General features: G+C 63.4%; 12 protein-coding genes. 4 read left to right on the forward strand and 8 right to left on the reverse strand.

The genetic code is table 11. From position 1 onward, the window contains the following. Positions 1-84: 84 nt before the first annotated feature. From AK81_RS02705 to AK81_RS02740, 8 genes are all read right to left on the reverse strand, one after another. The gene (locus AK81_RS02705; RefSeq protein WP_043196606.1) at positions 85-1,575 is read right to left on the reverse strand and encodes an efflux transporter outer membrane subunit; all 1,491 of its coding nucleotides are present in this window, start codon (positions 1,573-1,575) and stop codon (positions 85-87) included. Then, on the reverse strand, positions 1,572-4,679 hold the full coding sequence (locus tag AK81_RS02710) for an efflux RND transporter permease subunit (RefSeq protein ID WP_043196608.1): 3,108 nt from the start codon (positions 4,677-4,679) through the stop codon (positions 1,572-1,574). Before AK81_RS02710 ends, AK81_RS02705 begins: the two co-directional genes overlap by 4 nt. Continuing rightward, a complete protein-coding gene (locus AK81_RS02715) occupies positions 4,676-7,774 on the reverse strand; it encodes an MdtB/MuxB family multidrug efflux RND transporter permease subunit (protein ID WP_043196610.1) in 3,099 nt (1,032 codons plus the stop codon). The genes AK81_RS02710 and AK81_RS02715 overlap by 4 nt, the downstream gene beginning before the upstream one ends. Further along, the gene (locus tag AK81_RS02720) at positions 7,771-9,078 is read right to left on the reverse strand and encodes an MdtA/MuxA family multidrug efflux RND transporter periplasmic adaptor subunit (protein ID WP_043196611.1); all 1,308 of its coding nucleotides are present in this window, start codon (positions 9,076-9,078) and stop codon (positions 7,771-7,773) included. The genes AK81_RS02715 and AK81_RS02720 overlap by 4 nt, the downstream gene beginning before the upstream one ends. A 347-nt stretch (positions 9,079-9,425) precedes the next feature. Next, entirely contained in the window at positions 9,426-9,926 is a 501-nt protein-coding gene (gene tpx / locus AK81_RS02725; protein WP_043196613.1) for a thiol peroxidase, read from the reverse strand. 167 nt (positions 9,927-10,093) lie between these two features. Next, positions 10,094-11,374: a serine/threonine transporter gene (locus tag AK81_RS02730; protein WP_043196614.1), complete on the reverse strand. Its 1,281-nt coding sequence runs from the start codon at positions 11,372-11,374 to the stop codon at positions 10,094-10,096. Between the two features lie 238 nt (positions 11,375-11,612). After that, a complete protein-coding gene (locus AK81_RS02735; protein WP_043196616.1) occupies positions 11,613-12,809 on the reverse strand; it encodes an aromatic amino acid transaminase in 1,197 nt (398 codons plus the stop codon). Positions 12,810-13,042: 233 nt separating this feature from the next. Next, positions 13,043-14,068 (reverse strand): Ldh family oxidoreductase, encoded by a 1,026-nt coding sequence (locus AK81_RS02740; protein ID WP_043196618.1) that lies wholly within the window; start codon positions 14,066-14,068, stop codon positions 13,043-13,045. Between the two features lie 142 nt (positions 14,069-14,210). Between AK81_RS02740 and AK81_RS02745 the strand changes: the two genes are divergently transcribed. The 4 genes from AK81_RS02745 (at position 14,211) to AK81_RS02760 (ending at position 17,457) form a co-directional block, all read left to right on the forward strand. Further along, positions 14,211-15,083, forward strand: coding sequence for a MurR/RpiR family transcriptional regulator (locus AK81_RS02745; protein ID WP_043196619.1), 873 nt, complete (start codon positions 14,211-14,213; stop codon positions 15,081-15,083). Between the two features lie 22 nt (positions 15,084-15,105). Then, entirely contained in the window at positions 15,106-15,858 is a 753-nt protein-coding gene (locus AK81_RS02750) for a transporter substrate-binding domain-containing protein (RefSeq protein ID WP_043196620.1), read from the forward strand. A gap of 172 nt (positions 15,859-16,030) precedes the next feature. Next, positions 16,031-16,750, forward strand: a complete 720-nt coding sequence (locus AK81_RS02755; protein ID WP_043196623.1) for an ABC transporter permease — start codon at positions 16,031-16,033, stop codon at positions 16,748-16,750. Continuing rightward, entirely contained in the window at positions 16,747-17,457 is a 711-nt protein-coding gene (locus AK81_RS02760) for an ABC transporter permease (protein ID WP_043196625.1), read from the forward strand. The genes AK81_RS02755 and AK81_RS02760 overlap by 4 nt, the downstream gene beginning before the upstream one ends.

Below are 17,457 nucleotides of genomic sequence, written 5' to 3' on the forward strand. Positions count from 1 at the left end.
TATTGATGTTTGTGCGGATAATCTGGGGCCGCTTCGCGGCCCTTTCGCGACACAAGGCCGCTCCCACAAAAGCGGGCGTTTACTTTAGTCCTGCTCGGCAAAGGCTTGTTCGGCATCCCAGCCGCCGCCCAGCGCGGCAACCAGTTGCACACTGGCCACCAGGCGCCCTTGCAGCAGGTTCAACACGCTGCGCTCGTTGCTCAGCGCCGTGGTCTGCACGTTGACCACGTCCAGGTAGCCAATCAGCCCCGCGCGGTACTGGTTCTCGGTCAGGCGCAGCGACTCGCGGGCGGCGTCCAGCGCTTCCTGGCGCACCACCGCTTCATCGCCATACACCTTCAACTGCACCAGCAGGTTTTCCACTTCCTTGAAACCGTCCAGCACGGTCTGGCGGTACTGCGCCACGGTCTGGTCATACACCGCCACCGTGCGGTCCACCTCGGCGCTGCGCTTGCCGGCGTCGAACAGGGTCAGCGCCAGCTGCGGGCCTACCGACCAGTAGCGGTTGGGCAGCTCGATCCAGTTGCTGAAACTGCTGCTGGAATAACCACCACTCATGCTCAGGCTGAGGTCAGGGAAGTACGCTGCCCGCGACACGCCGATATTGGCGTTGGCCGCCATCACGTTGCGTTCGGCAGCTGCGATGTCCGGCCGACGCTCCAGCAGCTGCGAAGGCAGCGAAACCGGAATTTGCGGCAACGCCGGAATGGCCTTGCTGTCAGCCAGGGCAAAGTCGGCCGGGGTCTTGCCCAGCAGCACGGCAATGGCGTTTTCGAATTGCGCACGCTGCCAGATCAGGTCGATCAAATCCGCCTGGGTGCTCTTCAGCTGGGTACGCGCCTGTGCCACGGCATCCGGGCCAGAGACACCAGCGCGGTACTGGTTTTCGGTCATTCGCAACGAGCGCTCATAGGCCGCCACGGTGGCTTCCAGCAGACGCTTCTGCTCATCGATAACCCGCAATTGCAGGTAGTTCTGCACCAGCTCCGATTGCTGGCTCAAGCGGATCGACGCGAGGTCGGCGAGGCTGGCTTCGGCACTGGCCTCATTGGCATTCATGGTTTCGCGCAGCTTGCCCCACAAGTCGATCTCCCAGCTCACACCGAGCTGGGCGTTGTAGGTGTTGCGAATGCCACTGCTGTTATTGGACAAGCTGGAACTGGAGCTGCCGGTACCCTGGGCAGAGCGGTTCTTGCCGGCGCTCAGGTCCAGGCTGGGGAACAGCGCCGCACGGCTGCTGCGCACCAGCGCCTGGGCCTGGCGGTACTGGGCTTCTGACTGCGCCACCGTCTGGTTGCTGCGGTTCAGTTCTTCAACCAGCGCATTCAGCCCGGCATCGCCGTAGATTTCCCACCAGGCGCCGCGGGCGATGGCATCTGACGGCGTGGCCTGGCTCCAGCCTTCGGCGTGCTTGAACTGCGCCGCCGGGCTGTTCAGCTCGGGGCGGTGGTAGTCCGGGCTCAGGGTACAGGCGCTGAGCAAGGCCACGCACAACCCGGCGCCGAGCAGGCGCGAGCCACGCCCACGGGTCAGCGCTTGCAGCGCACGGTGAAGTGGGGTCTGGGCAAAAGTCATAGCGGGGTTTCCAGGGCGGCGTCGGTGCGCACGCCGCGCCAACGGTTGAAACGGTGGCGCAGGCGGTCCAGGTACAGGTAGACAACCGGCGTCGTGTAAAGGGTGAGGACCTGGCTGAACACCAGGCCACCGATGATGGTCAGGCCCAGCGGCTGGCGCATTTCCGCACCTTCGGCATGGCTCAGCAGCAGCGGCAAGGCGCCAAGGATGGCGGCCAGGGTGGTCATCAAGATTGGTCGCAGGCGCAGCAGGCAGGCCCGGCGGATCGACTCTTCCGGCGACATGCCCTGATGGCGCTCCAGCTGCAAGGCCAGGTCGATCATCAAAATGGCGTTCTTCTTCACCACACCGATCAGCAGGAACAGCCCCAGTAGCGAGATCAGGCTGAATTCGCCACCGGTAACGTAAAGGGTCAGCAAGGCACCGACGCCTGCCGAAGGCAGTGTCGAGAGAATGGTCAGCGGGTGGATGTAGCTTTCATAAAGAATGCCCAGCACCAGATAGACCAACACCAACGCGCCAAGAATCATGAACGGCTGGCCTTCCTGAGTCTTGGCAAAGGCATCGGCCGTACCGCCCAGCTTGGCGATCACGTCCTCGGGCAGGCCCAGCTTGGCCACCGCACGTTCAAGCGCCGCCATGGCCTGGTCGGGGCTGTAGCCTTCGGCAACGTCAAAGGCGATGTCTTCCGAGGCGAACTGGCCTTCGTGGCTGACCCGGTCGTTGGCCAGGCTGTTTTCATAGTGGGCGATGGTCGACAGCGGTACACGGGCGCCGTCGGCAGTAATCACTTGCACCTGCTCCAGCGTGCTCGGGTCCCAGGCGTATTTGGGGTTGATCTCCAGCACCACCTGGTACTGGTTGAGGCTGTCGTAGATGGTGGAAATCTGACGCTGGCTGTAGGCGTTGTTCAACACCGAGGTGACCATGTCCATATCGATGCCCAGGCGCTTGGCCTGGTCACGGTCGACCACCAGTGTCACCTGCTGGGTACCGGAACCGTCACGGGCGTCGATGGCGGTCAGCTCCGGCAGTGCACGCAGCGCCGCAACCACCTTGGGGAACCACTGGCGCAATGCCGCCAGGTCGCCGCTCTGCAGGGTATACAGGTACTGCGACGAGCTCTGGTCACGCCCACCGCCACCCAGTTGCAGGTCCTGGTCGGCCATCAGGAACAGCCGACCTCCGGGCACTTTGGGCATTTCCTTGCGCAGGCGCTCGATCACCTTCTGCGCGTCGATCTTGCGCTCGTTGATCGGCTTCAGGCGCACCAGCACCATGGCGTTGTTGGTGCCGCTGTTGCCTCCGATGAACCCGGCAACGCTCTGCACTGCCGGGTCGGCCAGCAAGGCGCGGCGGTAGATTTCCATTTTCGGCTGCATCACGCTGAACGACAGGCCATCGTCACCGCGGATGAAGCCCATCAGCTGGCCGGTGTCCTGCTGCGGCATCAGCGTCTTGGGCACCACCACGTAGAGGGCGATGTTGATACCAATGGTCGCCAGCAGGCTGAGCAGGGTCAGGCGCTTGTGGCGCAGGACCCAGCCCAGGCTACGGTCATAGGCGTTGACCATGCGCTGGTGCACTTTGTCGCTCCAGCGCTGCACGCGGGTCTGCTCGGCCTGGTGTGGTTTGAGCCAGCGGGCACACAGCATCGGCGTGAGGGTAAGCGATACCACCAGCGACACGATGATCGCCGCCGCCAGTGTGATCGAGAACTCCTGGAACAGGTTGCGCACGATGCCGCCCATGAACAGGATGGAGACGAATACCGCCACCAGCGACACGTTCATCGACAACAAGGTGAAGCCCACTTCCTTGGCCCCCAGGAAAGCCGCCTTCATCGGCGGCTGGCCGTCCTCGATGTGCCGCGAGATGTTCTCCAGCACCACGATGGCGTCGTCCACCACCAGGCCAGTGGCGAGGATCAAGGCCATCAGCGACAGGTTGTTGAGCGAGAAGCCGCACAGGTACATGACCGCGAAAGTGCCCACCAGCGACACTGGCACTGCCAGGCTGGGGATCAACGAGGCGCGCAGGCTGCCGAGGAACAGGTACACCACCAGGATCACCAGCACCACAGCGATCAGCAGGGTGTGTTCGGCCTCCTTGAGGGTGGCCTTGATCACCGGCGAGCGGTCCATTGCCACGTTCAGTTGCACATTGGCCGGCAGCAACGACTGCAGGGCTGGCAACTGTGCCTTGATCTGGTCGACCGTTTCGATGATGTTGGCACCGGTCTGGCGGTTGACCACCAGCAGCACTGCGCTCTGGTCATTGAAGAAACCACTGTTGTAGCGGTTCTCCACACCATCGGTAATGGTCGCCACGTCGGACAGGCGCAGGATGGTGCCGTTCTGCTGGCGGATCACCACCGGCTCGTAATCCTTGGCGCTTTCCAACTGGTCGTTGGCCCTCACCTGCCAGTTGCGCTCGGCGTCCTCGACAAAGCCCATGGGCCGGCGCTGGTTGGCGTTGGCCACGGCAGTGCGCACATCGTCCAGCGACACGCCGTACTGGTTGAGCAATTGCGGCTCGACAGCAATGCGCACTGCCGGCAGCGAACTGCCGCCGATCTGCACCTCGCCTACCCCCGATACCTGGGCCAGGCTCTGCGACAGGATGGTGTCGGCCAGGTCGTACAGCTGGCCTTTCTGCAACACGTCCGACGTCAGCGACAGCACCATGATCGGTGCTTGCGACGGGTTGATCTTCTTGTAAGTGGGCATGCTGCGCATGCCGCTGGGCAGCAGGTTACGGGTGGCGTTGATCGCTGCCTGCACCTCGCGCGCCGCGCCGTCGATGTCGCGGCCCATCTCGAAGCCGATGATGACCCGCGTGGAGCCCTGGTTGGAGCTGCTGGTCAACGTGGTCACGCCGGCGATGCTGCCCAGCTTGCGCTCCAGTGGCGTGGCCACGGTGGAGGCCATGACCTCGGGGCTGGCGCCGGACAGGTTGGCCGATACCACGATGACCGGGAAGTCCATCTGTGGCAGCGGTGACACGGGCAAAAGGCCGAAGCTGACCCCGCCCAGCAGCATGATCGCCAGGCTCAGCAGCATGGTCGCTACCGGGCGCCGGATAAAAGGACCGGACAGGTTCATGCCTCGGCCTGCTTCACGTCAGTGGCCGGGCGCCAGCGGCGGGCCAGGCGGTCGAAGTACAGGTAGATGACCGGGGTGGTGAACAGTGTCAGCACCTGGCTGACCAGCAACCCGCCGACCATCACCAGGCCCAGCGGCTGGCGCAGCTCGGCGCCGGAGCCGGTGGCGAGCATCAGCGGCACCGCACCGAACAGCGCGGCCAACGTGGTCATCAGGATCGGCCGGAAGCGCAGCAGCGCCGCCTGGTAGATCGCATCGCGCGGGCTCATGCCCTGGTGGCGCTCGGCCTCGAGGGCGAAGTCGATCATCATGATCGCGTTCTTCTTGACGATACCGATCAGCAGGATGATGCCGATGATGGCAATCATGCCCAGGTCGTTGCCGCTTATAAGCAAGGCCAGCAAGGCCCCCACCGCCGCCGACGGCAGAGTCGAGAGGATGGTCACCGGGTGAATGTAGCTTTCGTACAGCACGCCCAGCACGATGTACATGGTCACCACCGCCGCCAGAATCAGCAGCAAGGTGCTGGACAGCGACGCCTGGAAGGCCTCCGCCGCGCCCTGGAAGCGGGTTTGCACCCCCAGCGGCATGCCGATGTCCTTCTGCACCTGCTCGATCACCTGCACCGCCTCGCCCAGCGATGCACCGTGGCCCAGGTTGAACGACAGGGTCACTGCCGGGAACTGGCCGAGATGGGAAATGGCCAGCTGGGCCTGGCGCTGCTCGATGCGCGCCAGCGCCGACAGCCGCACCTGGCCGCCATCGGCGGCCTTGACGTGGATCGACTCCAGCGCCTGCGGGCCGATGACTGCCGCGTCTTTGGACTGCAGCACCACGCGGTACTGGCTGGCCTGGGTGTAGATGGTCGAGATTTGCCGCTGGCCGAAGGCGTCGTACAGGGCGTTGGTGATCTGCGACACGTTGATGCCCAAGCGGCTGGCCATGTCACGGTCGATCACCAGGTACACCTGCAGGCCCTTGTCCTGCAGGTCACTGGCCACGTCGGCCAGTTCCGGGCGCTGCTGCAGCGCCTGCACCAGCTTGCCGCTCCACTGCGCCAGCAGGTCGGCGTCCGGCGATGACAGGCTGAACTGGTACTGGGTACGGCTGACCCGGTCCTCGATGCTCAGGTCCTGCACCGGCTGCATGAACAGGCGGATGCCCACCAGCCGATCGACTTGCGGCTGCAGGCGGCTGATCACCTCGCTGGCGGTGACGTCGCGCTCGCCGTGCGGCTTGAGGTTGATCAGCAGGCGGCCGCTGTTGAGCGTGGCGTTGTCGCCATCGACGCCAATGTAGGACGACAGGCTCTGCACGGCAGGGTCCTGCAGGATCACCTTGCTCAGTGCCTGCTGGCGCTCGCTCATGGCAGCGAACGAAGTGGACTGCGGCGCTTCGGAAATGCCCTGGATCACCCCGGTGTCCTGCACCGGGAAGAAGCCCTTGGGCACCACCATGTACAGGAATACGGTCAGCACCAGGCTGCCCACGGCCACCAGCAGGGTCAGCGGCTGGTGCTTGAGTACCCACTGAAGGGCGTTGCCGTAGTGCTTGATCAGCCAGTCGATCCAGGCGCCGCTGGCGCGGTAGAAGCGGCTTTGTTCCTCTTGCTTGGGCTCGCGCTTGAGTAGGCGCGCGCACATCATCGGCGTCAGGGTCAGCGACACCACCAGGGAAATCAGAATGGCCACTGCCAGGGTGATGGCGAACTCGCGGAACAGGCGGCCGACCACGTCAGCCATGAACAGCAGCGGGATCAGTACCGCAATCAGCGAGAAGGTCAGCGAAATCAGGGTGAAGCCGATTTGCCGGGCGCCTTTGAGCGCTGCCTGCATGGGCGTCTCGCCCTCTTCGATGTGCCGGGAGATGTTCTCCAGCATGACGATGGCGTCGTCGACCACAAAGCCTGTGGCAATGGTCAGGGCCATCAGCGTCAGGTTGTTCACCGAGAAACCGGCCAGGTACATCACGCCGAAGGTGCCGATCAGCGACAGCGGCACGGCAATCGACGGGATGAGGGTGGCACTGAAGCGGCGCAGGAAGACGAAGGTGACCATCACCACCAGGACGATGGCGATCAGCAGTTCGTGCTGCACGTCCTTGACCGCAGCACGAATGGTCTGGGTGCGGTCGGTCAGTACCGACACATCGAGGCCCGCCGGCAGGTTGTCGGTGATCGACGGCAACAGTTCCTTGATGCGGTCGACCACTTCGATGACGTTGGCGCCTGGCTGGCGCTGGATGTTCAGCAGCACCGCGTGGTTTTCGTTGGCCCAGGCGGCCAGGCGCTCGTTTTCTGCACCATCGACGATTTCGGCCACATCTTTCAGACGCAGCGGCGCACCGTTGGTGTAGGCCAGGATCAGGTTGGCGTATTCCTCGGGGGAACGCAGCTGGTCATTGGCATCGAGCATCGACACCCGGGTGGGGCCATCGAAATTGCCCTTGGGCTGGTTGACGTTCGAGGCACCGATCAGCGTGCGCACGTCATCCAGGTTCAGGCCGTTCGCGGCCAGGGCATCGACGTTGACCTTGATGCGTACGGCCTGGCGCTGGCCGCCGGCAATGCTGACCATGCCTACGCCGCTGATCTGCGCGAGCTTTTGCGCCACGCGGGTATCGACCAGGTCGTTGAGCTTGGGCAGCGGCATGGTCTTGCTGGAAATGGCCAGGGTCAGCACCGGGGTGTCGGCCGGGTTGACCTTGTTGTACACCGGCGGTGCCGGCAGGTCGCTGGGCAGCAGGTTGCTGGCGGCGTTGATCGCGGCCTGCACCTGTTGCTCGGCAACGTCCATGTTCATGTCAAGGTTGAAGCGCAGGGTCAGCACCGAGGCCCCGCCGGAGCTGGTCGAGGCCATCTGGCTCAAGCCCGGCATCTGGCCGAACTGGCGCTCCAGCGGGGCTGTGACGGCACTGGTCATGACCTGCGGGCTGGCGCCGGGGTACAGGGTCATGACGCGGATGGTCGGGTAATCCACCTGCGGCAAAGCGGATACCGGCAGCAGCTTGTAGGCGATCAGGCCGGCCAGGACGATGGCCAGCATGCTCAGCGTGGTGGCGACCGGCCGCAGGATGAACAGACGCGAGAGGTTCATGCGCCCGCCTTGCCTGCTGCGTTGCCAGGCTGTGCTTCGCCGGTATGTGCCGAACCTTTGGCTTCCTGGCCTTGCAGGTGCTGGCCTGGGGTGGTCGGCACTTGCGAGCTGTCTTCGACCACTTCCACCTTGGTGCCTTCGCGCAGGCGGTCGGTGCCTTCCAGCACCAGGCGGTCACCGGCCTTCAGGCCTTCGAGGATTACGCTGTTCTCGCCATCGCTGGCGCCAACCTTGAGCTTGCGCACGTTCACCGTGTTTTCGGCGTTTACCACATAGGCAAAGGTACCGTCATTGCCAAACTGGATGGCCGCTGCCGGGGCCATGACCACCTGCTTGAGGGTATCGGCAAGCAGGCGCACGTTGACGAACTGGTTGGGGAACAGGGCCAGGTCCTTGTTCTCGAAACGGCCCTTGAACTTGAGGGTACCGGTGGTGGTGTCGATCTGGTTGTCGATGCTGCCCAGTACGCCGGTGGACTGCAGCTTGCTGTCACTGCGGTCCCAGGCCTCGACCGGCAGGCTGGCGCCGCTGCGGTAGCGTTCCAGCACGGTGCTCAGTTCGGTTTCCGGCAGGGTGAAGGCGACGTTGATCGGTTCGGTCTGGGTAATCACCACCAGCGCGGTGGTGTCGTTGGCCGCCACCAGGTTGCCCAGGTCAAGCTGGCGCAGGCCGACACGACCAGCGATGGGTGCGCGAATCTGGGTAAAGTCGAGGTTCAGGCGGGCGTCGTTGACCTGCGCCTGGTTGGTCATGACCAACCCCTTGAACTGCGCTACCTGCGCTTCGGCGGTGTCGAGGGTTTGCTTGGCGATACTGTCTTCGGCGTACAGGCCTTTGTAACGGGCTACGTCGACCTGGGCGTTTTTCAGCTGCGCCTGGTTCTGCGCCAGGGTACCTTCGGCCTGCTGCAAGGCGATGCGGTACGACCGCGGGTCGATTTCGGCGAGCAGTTCGCCGGCCTTGACCTGCTGGCCTTCCTTGAAGTGGATCTTCACCAGTTCGCCGGCCACACGGCTGCGCACGTTCACCGTGTTGGTCGCGGTGACCGTGCCCAAGGCCTTGTAATACAGCGGGAAGTCGCCCACCCGTACCGGTTCGACGCGCACCGGCACCGCTTCGCTGGAACCGCCGAAGCCCGGGCGGCCGCCCATCATGCCCATGCCCTTGCCACCACGCCCGCCGCTGGCTTCTTTATGCGCAGGCGTTGCTGCAGGCCACAGCCACCAGGCCAGTGCAGCCACCAGCAGCAGGATCAGCAGGCCGACGAGCCAGCGACGGGGGGAACGGGAATTGGACGCTTGCATGGGTTGAACGAACCTTGTTCGGAATGGCGGCTTGGGGAGGGTGAACGATAAGCAATGGCATCGTTTTAGCAAAGGGCCTTTACCAGAGGTTTACCTTTGGCTGACGTTGCCAAGAGCCTGAACTTTAAATGAAAACGGCCCGGAAAGCGTTCCGGGCCGTTACAGGGTGTTGCTTGGAGTAGTGGCGGGCTAAAAGGTTTCTTCTGCCTGTGCCGGCCTCTTCGCGGGCTTGCCCGCTCCCACAGTGAGCGCGCAGCCTTATAACGCTGCGCCGTACCTGTGGGAGCGGGCAAGCCCGCGAAAGGGCCGTTACAGTGGATAGATGCCCGCCCTGCCCCAACTAGTCCTTACTTCAGTACAGCCAGCGCTGCATCGTAGTTAGGCTCGTCAGCGATTTCGCCAACCAGCTCGCTGTGCAGCACGTTGTCGTTCTCGTCCAGCACCACCACGGCGCGGGCAGCCAGGCCGGCCAGCGGGCCGTCGGCGATTGCAACGCCATAGTTTTCGAGGAACTCGCGACCACGCAGGGTCGACAGGTTCTTCACGTTTTCCAGGCCTTCAGCACCGCAGAAGCGCGCCTGGGCAAATGGCAGGTCGGCGGAGATGCACAGCACCACGGTGTTGGCCACATCGTTGGCCTGGGCGTTGAACTTGCGCACGGAGGTGGCGCAGGTTGGGGTGTCGACGCTCGGGAAGATGTTCAGCACCTTGCGCTTGCCGGCGTAGTCCTTCAGCGACTTGTCAGCCAGGCCTTCACCGACCAGGGAGAATGCCGGAGCCTGGGCGCCGGTTTTTGGCAGTTCGCCTTTGACCTGAACCGGGCCGCCTTTGAGAGTCACTTGAGCCATGACGAAATCCTTATGCTGGGTTTGAAAAGGACACTGAGTTAAGCATGAAGGCGGCCGGGTGCCTATGGGGGCAGGTGAAATTGTTCTATTGCCGGACAATTTTTGTGGACAAAAAAATGCCCAGGTTGCGACAAGCGACCCGGGCATTCTTTATTTCTAGCAGCGAATCAGCCCAGCAGGCCGTACACCACCGAGGTCAACGCAACCAGGCCGACCACCACAACGAACACGTTGGAGGCCGCACCGCTGTACTTGCGCATGGACGGTACACGATGGATGGCGTACATCGGCATCAGGAACAGCAGCACCGCGAGGATCGGGCCGCCGAGCGATTCGATCATGCCGAGGATGCTCGGGTTGAGGGTGGCAACGATCCAGCACACCACCAGCATCAACGCGGCTACCACGCGGTCCAGGGTCTTGGCACCCGGGCGTGCGCCGGTCTTGGCGATAATACCCTTCAGGCCTTCGCTGGCACCGATGTAATGGCCCAGGAACGACTTGGCAATGGCCACGAAGGCAATCAGCGGCGCAGCAAACGCGATGGTCGGGTTGCTGAAGTGGTTGGCCAGGTACGACAGGATCGACAGGTTCTGTGCCTTGGCTTCGGCCAGTTGGGCGCTGCTCAGGGTGAGCACGCAGCTGAACACGAAGAACAGCACCATCACCACCATCAGCAGGTGGGCGCGGCGCAGGATCTGGCCGCTGCGCTCGTCGGCATGCTCGCCGTAGCGGCGTTTCTGGTCGACGGCAAAGGCCGAGATGATCGGCGAATGGTTGAACGAAAACACCATTACCGGAATGGCCAGCCACAGGGTGTGCAGGAAGGCCGAGGCCGGCGGCACCTGGGTGGCGCTGTCGAGGATGCCACCGGTCCAGTGCGGTACCAGGTACAGGCCCAGCAGCGCCAGGGCGACGATGAACGGGTACACCAGCAAGCTCATGACCTTGACCGTGGCCTGCTCGCCGCAGCGCACGATGGCCAGCAGGCCGAGGATCAGCACAAACGACAGGATGGCCCGCGGTGGCGGCGCCATGTGCAGCTGGTGCTCGATGAAGCTGGACACAGTGTTGGTCAGCGCCACGCTATAGATAAGCAGGATCGGGAAGATCGCGAAGAAGTACAGCACGGTGATCGAAGCACCGGCGGTGCTGCCGAAGTGCTCCTTGACCACCTCGGTGATGTCGCCGCCATTGCGCCCGGAGAGCACGAAACGGGTCAACCCGCGGTGGGCGAAATAGGTCATCGGGAACGCCAGAACGGCGAGGATCATCAGCGGCCAGAAGCCACCGAGGCCGGCGTTGATGGGCAGGAACAAGGTTCCGGCGCCAATGGCTGTGCCGAACAGGCCCAGCATCCAGGTGGTGTCGTGACGCGCCCAGCTGCCGAGGGTGGCGGGGGTCGATTCTACAAAGCGTTGTTCAACGCTTGGGGCCTGCTCATTCATTCCGGGTGAAGCTCCACTCGCAAGACTGTAACAGGCTGAGAATGGCGAAACAGTGCCTTCGCCCAACTCAACCGGAAAAGAGGGGCGCGATTGTGCACGGAAAGGTTGCACTTGCGAAGCCCTTTTCCGAGGGGCGGTTGCACTTGTCTTTACAAGCGGGCTACACCGGTAGGCAAAGGAGATAATTGTGGGAGCGGCCGCCCCCACAGGAAGGGGCCGCGCAGGGCCCCTTGAGGTGTTACTTCTGAACGGCAGCGAAAGCTTCGGCAACCTGTTGCAGGTTGGCCGGGCGCAGGCCGGACATGCACACGCGGCCGCTGTCGATCAGGTACACGCCAAACTCGTCACGCAGGCGGCGCACTTGCTCGACGCTGAAGCCGGTGTAGCTGAACATGCCACGCTGGCGCAGGAAGAACTGGAAGTCCTGGCCTGGCAGCAGCACGGCCAGGGCATCGACCAGCGCCTGACGCATGTCGAGGATACGCTTGCGCATCACTTCGACTTCCTCGGCCCACTGGGCATTGAGGGCGGCATCGCTCAGCACGCCTGCAACCAGCTGGGCGCCAAAGTTGGGCGGGCTGGAGTAGTTGCGGCGCACGGTCGCCTTGAGCTGGCCAAGCACGCTCTGGGCAGTGGCGTCATCGTCGCAGACCACCGACAGGCCCCCTACCCGCTCACCGTACAGCGAGAAGATTTTCGAGAACGAGTTGCTGACCAGGCACGGCACGCCGGCGCGGGCCATTTCGCGGATGGCGTAGGCGTCTTCCACCAGGCCTTCGGCGAAGCCCTGATAGGCGATGTCGAGGAACGGGATCAGCTGGCGTGCCTTGACCACTTCGACCACTTGTTGCCACTGGTTTTGCGTAAGGTCGGCACCGGTGGGGTTGTGGCAGCACGGGTGCAGCAGTACCACGCTGTTGGCCGGCAGGGTCTGCAGGGTGGCCAGCATGCCGTCGAAGTCCACGCCACGGGTGGCCTGGTCAAAGTACGGGTAGGTGTGCACCTTGAAGCCGGCACCTTCGAAGATGGCGCGGTGGTTGTCCCAGGTCGGATTGCTGACCCAGACTTCAGCCTGCGGGAAGTAGCGCTTGAGGAAGTCGGCACCGACTTTCAGGGCGCCGGAGCCACCCACAGTCTGTACGGTGGCCACGCGACCGCCGATCACGGCCGGGTGATCGGCACCGAACAGCAGCGCCTGGATCGCCTGGCGGTAGCTGGCCAGGCCTTCCATCGGCAGGTAAAGGGACGCTTCGTGGTCCTGGCCGGCAATGCGTTTTTCCACCGCATCCACAGCCGCCAGTTGCGGCACTACGCCAGCCTCATCGTAATACAGGCCGATACTCAGGTTGACCTTGTCGGCGCGCGGGTCGGCCTTGAAGGTTTCCATCAGCGAGAGGATCGGGTCGCCGGCATAGGCATCGACATGTTTGAACACAGCGTGCAGCTCCTTGGATCAGGACAGTTCGAAAAGGCAGACCTGAGCATACCCGGAGTGTGCGCTCAGGAACATCCACTATTGTGCAAGGTTGTCTATGCAACATTGCATGGCTGAAGATTCGGGCTGTCAGTAATGGCCCTATCGCCGGCAAGCCAGCTCCCACAGGTACACCACAGGCCTTGAGGTTTGTGGAGTACCTGTGGGAGCTGGCTTGCCGGCGATAGGCCGGTTCAGGCGAGCAGCTCTTTCAGGCCTTGCAACTCCTGCTCGGTCACCGCCACGCCCTCCTCCTCGGCCACCTCGCGCTCGCGGTAACGCCGCTCGCCCGGCATGCGCGTCAGCCCCACCGCCTGCATCTGCTCCACCATCTCGCGGCTGCGCTGGGCAAACCGCTCGCCTTCGGCCTTGTTCGGGTCGATGACAATGATCAGCTGCCCGGTCCATGGTGTCTTCGCCCCCGGGTGGCCCGACCAGTCGAATTCCCAGGAGAAATTACCCCCGGTCAGCGCCGCCGCCAGCAACTCGACCATCATCGACAACGCCGAACCCTTGTGCCCGCCAAACGGCAGCAAGGCGCCGCCTTCGAGAATGGCCAAGGGGTCGGTGGTCGGTTCGCCATTGGCGTCCACGCCCATGCCTTCCGGCAGGTGCTGGCCGGCACGCGCGGCAATCTGCACGTCCCCGTGGGCCATGGCGCTGGTGGCCATGTCGAAGACGATCGGATCGTGTTCGGCACAAGGCGCAGCAAACGCGATGGGGTTGGTACCGAACAGGGGCTTGCGCGCGCCATGCGGCACCACGCAGGTCATGCTGTTGACCACGCTCAGGGCCACCAGGCCCTCTTCGGCGAACGGTTCTACATCCGGCCACAGCGCGGCAAAGTGGTGCGAGTTGTGGATCGCCAGCACGGCAATACCCGCGTTGCGCGCTTTGGCTACCAACAACTCACGGGCCGCCGCCAACGCCGGCTGGGCAAAGCCGCCCGCTGCATCAACGCTTACATAACCGGCCGCCACATCGCTGACCTTCGGCGTGGCCTGGCCATCAACCCAACCGCTGGCCAAGGTCGAGACGTAGCCAGGCATACGGAACACGCCGTGGCTATGAGCCCCATCGCGCTGGGCGCTGGCGCAGTTGTACGCCAGCACCCGGGCCACGCTCTCGCTGCAGTCATGGCGCTGAAAAATGGCCTGCAACAGGCCCTGCAGCTCGGTAAAAGGCACACGCACGACGGTGCTGGTGGAAGGTGCGGACATCTGAAGCTCCTTGTTGGTATTGGAATGGCTACAGCGTTGCAACGACAAAAACTTTCCGGCATGTGACAGCAATCTGTCAAATGTTGACTTGATGACAGAAAACATTCATTTTCTTCCCAAGCCTTACCCCTGGAGCCGCAGCATGAGCCAACCGATCAAGCAACGCCTGGAAAACAGCCTCGAAGGGGCCGCTGCCTCGGGTCGCAAGATCGCCACCTACATGCTCGCCAACCTGCACGAACTGCCGTTCCAGACCTCGGCCAGCATCGCCGCCAAGTTGGGCGTCAGCGAATCCAGCGTCGGGCGCTTCTGCCGCTCACTCGGTTATGCCCACCTCAAGGCGCTTAAGCAAGACCTGCAGAACGACCTGGGCGATGGCCCATGGCTGGTGGGTGACCGCCTGCAAGATTACCGCCAGAACCAGGACGCCAGTGACAACGCCGGCAGCCTGGAGCTGGAAATCGCCGCCTTGATGCGCGTGCACGAGTACCGCCAGAGCCCGACCTGGCACAGCGTAGCGCAACGCCTGGCGAGCAAGCCGCGGGTGTTCATCGCCGGTTTCCAGACCGAACGCGGCATCGCCGTGTGCATGAGCCACCTGCTGCAGTACCTGCGCGATGGCGTGCAACTGGTGGACATCAGCGCCGGGCACTTCGGCGACGTGCTGCTGGGGCGTGCCGAAGACAGCGCCCTGGTGGTGTTCGAGGCGCGCCGTTATTCCCGCCACGCCCTGCTGCTGTGCCAGAAGGCACGCGAGGCGGGCATTGCGGTCACCCTGGTGACCGACACCTTCTGTGACTGGGCCGATGCCAACGCCGACGAGGTGTTCCGCATCCCCACCGAGTTCAATCTGTTCTGGGAATCCACCTCGACGATGCTGTCGTGGGTGCACCTGATGGTCAACGAGGTCTGCAAGAAACTCGGGCCTGATGTTGAAAAACGCTTGGAAGCGACTGCCGCTCTACATAACGAATTCGTCGGCTACACCTCGTGGCCGACGGGCAAACAACAATAGCAAGAGTGCAATGAGGTGCGAGATGAACAAGACCATGGCCTTGGTGGGTGCGTGTGCCCTGCTGCTGACGGGTGCCGCCAGTGCCGAAACCCTGCGCTTCGCCACCGAGGGTGCCTACCCGCCCTTCAACTATGTAGACGCCGATAACAAGCTGCACGGCTTCGATATCGACATCACCCATGCCCTGTGCGAACAGATGAAAGTCGAATGCACGCTGGTGGCCCAGGACTGGGAAGGCATCATCCCCGCCCTGATGGCGCGCAAGTACGACGCCGTCGTCGCGTCGATGATCAACACCGAAGAACGGCGCAAGAAAATTGCCTTCACCGACCACTACTACCGCACCCCGCTGACCGTTGCCGTCGCCAAGGACAGCAAGATCGACAGCGCCCAGACCGACTTCGTCGGCTACACCGTTGGTGCCCAGTCGTCGTCCACCCAGGCTATCTACGCCGAAGACGTGTATGGCAAGGCCGGTGCCGATGTGAAGCTGTACCCGACCATGGACGAAGCCAACGCCGACCTGGCCGCCGGGCGCCTGGACGGGGTCATTGCCGATAAATTCCCGCTGCATGAGTGGATGACCAAGAACGGTGGGGATTGCTGCAAGATCCTCGGCGACGTGGCTGATACCAAGGCCGATGCGTCCATTGCCGTGCGCAAGGACGACGAAGCCCTGCGCCAGCGCCTGAACACCGCGTTGCAACAGATCGTGGCCAACGGCACGTACCAGAAGATCGCCAGCAAGTATTTTGCTTTCGATATCTACAACTGATCTTCAGGAAGTTTTGCGAAACCCCTGTGGGAGCGGCCTCGCGTCGCGATAGGGCCGCCTAGCGGCCCCGGCAATCTCTGCAAGTTGCATAAATTCTGGGGCCGCTACGCAGCCCTTTCGCGACGCAAGGCCGCTCCCACAAAGGCCGCATAACCTGCCCAAGAGGTTCGTCATGCTCGATCAATTGTCCTTGCTGTCCTTCGCCAGCGGAGGCTGGGGCCAGGCGCTGCTGGCCGGCGCCCTGGTTACCGTTTCACTGGCTCTGGCCTGCCTGCCCATCGGCCTGCCGCTGGGCCTGGTGGTCGCCCTGGCGGCGCGCTCGCGCAAGCGCCTGCCACGGGCCTGGGCCACCACCTTCTCCACGGTGTTCCGCGGCCTGCCCGAACTGCTGACACTGCTGATCATCTATTACGGCTGCCAGATCGCCGCGCAGAAAATCCTCGCGGCCATGGGCTATCAGGGTGAATTCCTGATCAACACCTTCCTCGCCGCGATGATCGCCTTCAGCCTGGTGTTCGCCGCGTTCTCCAGCGAGATCTGGCTGGCGGCCTTCAAGACCCTGCCCAAGGGCCAGCTGGAGGCCTGCTCGGCATTGGGCCTGAGCAAGCGCACCGCCTTCTTCAAGGTGCTGCTGCCACAACTTACCCGCATCGCCCTGCCCGGCCTGTCGAACAACTGGCTGTCGCTGCTAAAGGACACCTCGCTGGTGTCGACCATTTCGCTGGTCGACCTGATGCGCCAGACCAACCTGGCCGTCAGCGTGACCAAGGAACCGATGTTCTTCTATGGCGTCGCCTGCGTGGGTTACCTGTTGTTCGCAGCGCTTTCCGGGCGCGTGTTCGCCTTTATCGAACGGCGCAGTAATCGCCACCTGCTAGGAGCACGGGCATGAGCTTCGAACAACTGCTGGCTCTGGTGGTCGACCCCGACCTGCTGGAACGCTACGGCCCGCGCTTTCTCGACGGGCTGCTGGTAACCGCCAAACTGGTGGCCATTTCCTTCACCCTGGGCGCCGTGCTCGGCTTATTGCTGGCCCTGGCGCGCATGTCGCGCAGCCTGCTGCTGCAACGCCTGGCTGCCGGCTACGTGTACTTCTTCCGTGGCTCGCCGCTGCTGGCCCAGCTGTTCCTGCTGTATTACGGCCTGGGTTCGCTCAAGGGCTTCTGGCAGGACGTCGGCTTGTGGTGGTTTTTCCGCGAGGCGTGGTTCTGCACCTTGCTGGCCTTCACCCTGAACACCGCTGCCTACCAGGCGGAGATCTTCCGCGGCAGCCTGATGGCGGTCGCGCCGGGGCAGCATGAAGCGGCGCGGGCGCTGAACCTGAAGCGTTCGACTACCTTTTTCAAAGTGATTCTGCCGCAGTCGTTGCTGGTGGCCATCGGCCCGCTGGGCAACGAACTGATCCTGATGATCAAGGCCAGCGCGATTGCCTCGCTGGTGACCATCTACGACCTGATGGGCGTGACCAAACTGGCCTTCTCGCGCAGTTTCGACTTCCAGATCTACCTGTGGGCCGCCGTGCTCTACCTGGTGATCGTCGAAGTGGTGCGGCGCCTGCTGAAACACCTGGAAGGCCGCCTGGGCCGCCACCTGAACTGA

This window comes from Pseudomonas putida W15Oct28 (assembly GCF_000708715.2).
Classification (GTDB): Bacteria; Pseudomonadota; Gammaproteobacteria; order Pseudomonadales; family Pseudomonadaceae; genus Aquipseudomonas; species Aquipseudomonas putida_R.

Bases quoted from the DNA above. Each gene is read 5' to 3' on its own strand.
- AK81_RS02715 (WP_043196610.1), bottom strand. From the start codon at position 7,774: ATGAACCTCTCGCGTCTGTTCATCCTGCGGCCGGTCGCCACCACGCTG.
- AK81_RS02740 (WP_043196618.1), bottom strand. From the start codon at position 14,068: ATGTCCGCACCTTCCACCAGCACCGTCGTGCGTGTGCCTTTTACCGAG.
- AK81_RS02750 (WP_043196620.1), top strand. From the start codon at position 15,106: ATGAACAAGACCATGGCCTTGGTGGGTGCGTGTGCCCTGCTGCTGACG.
- tpx (WP_043196613.1), bottom strand. From the start codon at position 9,926: ATGGCTCAAGTGACTCTCAAAGGCGGCCCGGTTCAGGTCAAAGGCGAA.
- AK81_RS02755 (WP_043196623.1), top strand. From the start codon at position 16,031: ATGCTCGATCAATTGTCCTTGCTGTCCTTCGCCAGCGGAGGCTGGGGC.
- AK81_RS02705 (WP_043196606.1), bottom strand. From the start codon at position 1,575: ATGACTTTTGCCCAGACCCCACTTCACCGTGCGCTGCAAGCGCTGACC.
- AK81_RS02720 (WP_043196611.1), bottom strand. From the start codon at position 9,078: ATGCAAGCGTCCAATTCCCGTTCCCCCCGTCGCTGGCTCGTCGGCCTG.
- AK81_RS02710 (WP_043196608.1), bottom strand. From the start codon at position 4,679: ATGAACCTGTCCGGTCCTTTTATCCGGCGCCCGGTAGCGACCATGCTG.
- AK81_RS02730 (WP_043196614.1), bottom strand. From the start codon at position 11,374: ATGAATGAGCAGGCCCCAAGCGTTGAACAACGCTTTGTAGAATCGACC.
- AK81_RS02760 (WP_043196625.1), top strand. From the start codon at position 16,747: ATGAGCTTCGAACAACTGCTGGCTCTGGTGGTCGACCCCGACCTGCTG.
- AK81_RS02745 (WP_043196619.1), top strand. From the start codon at position 14,211: ATGAGCCAACCGATCAAGCAACGCCTGGAAAACAGCCTCGAAGGGGCC.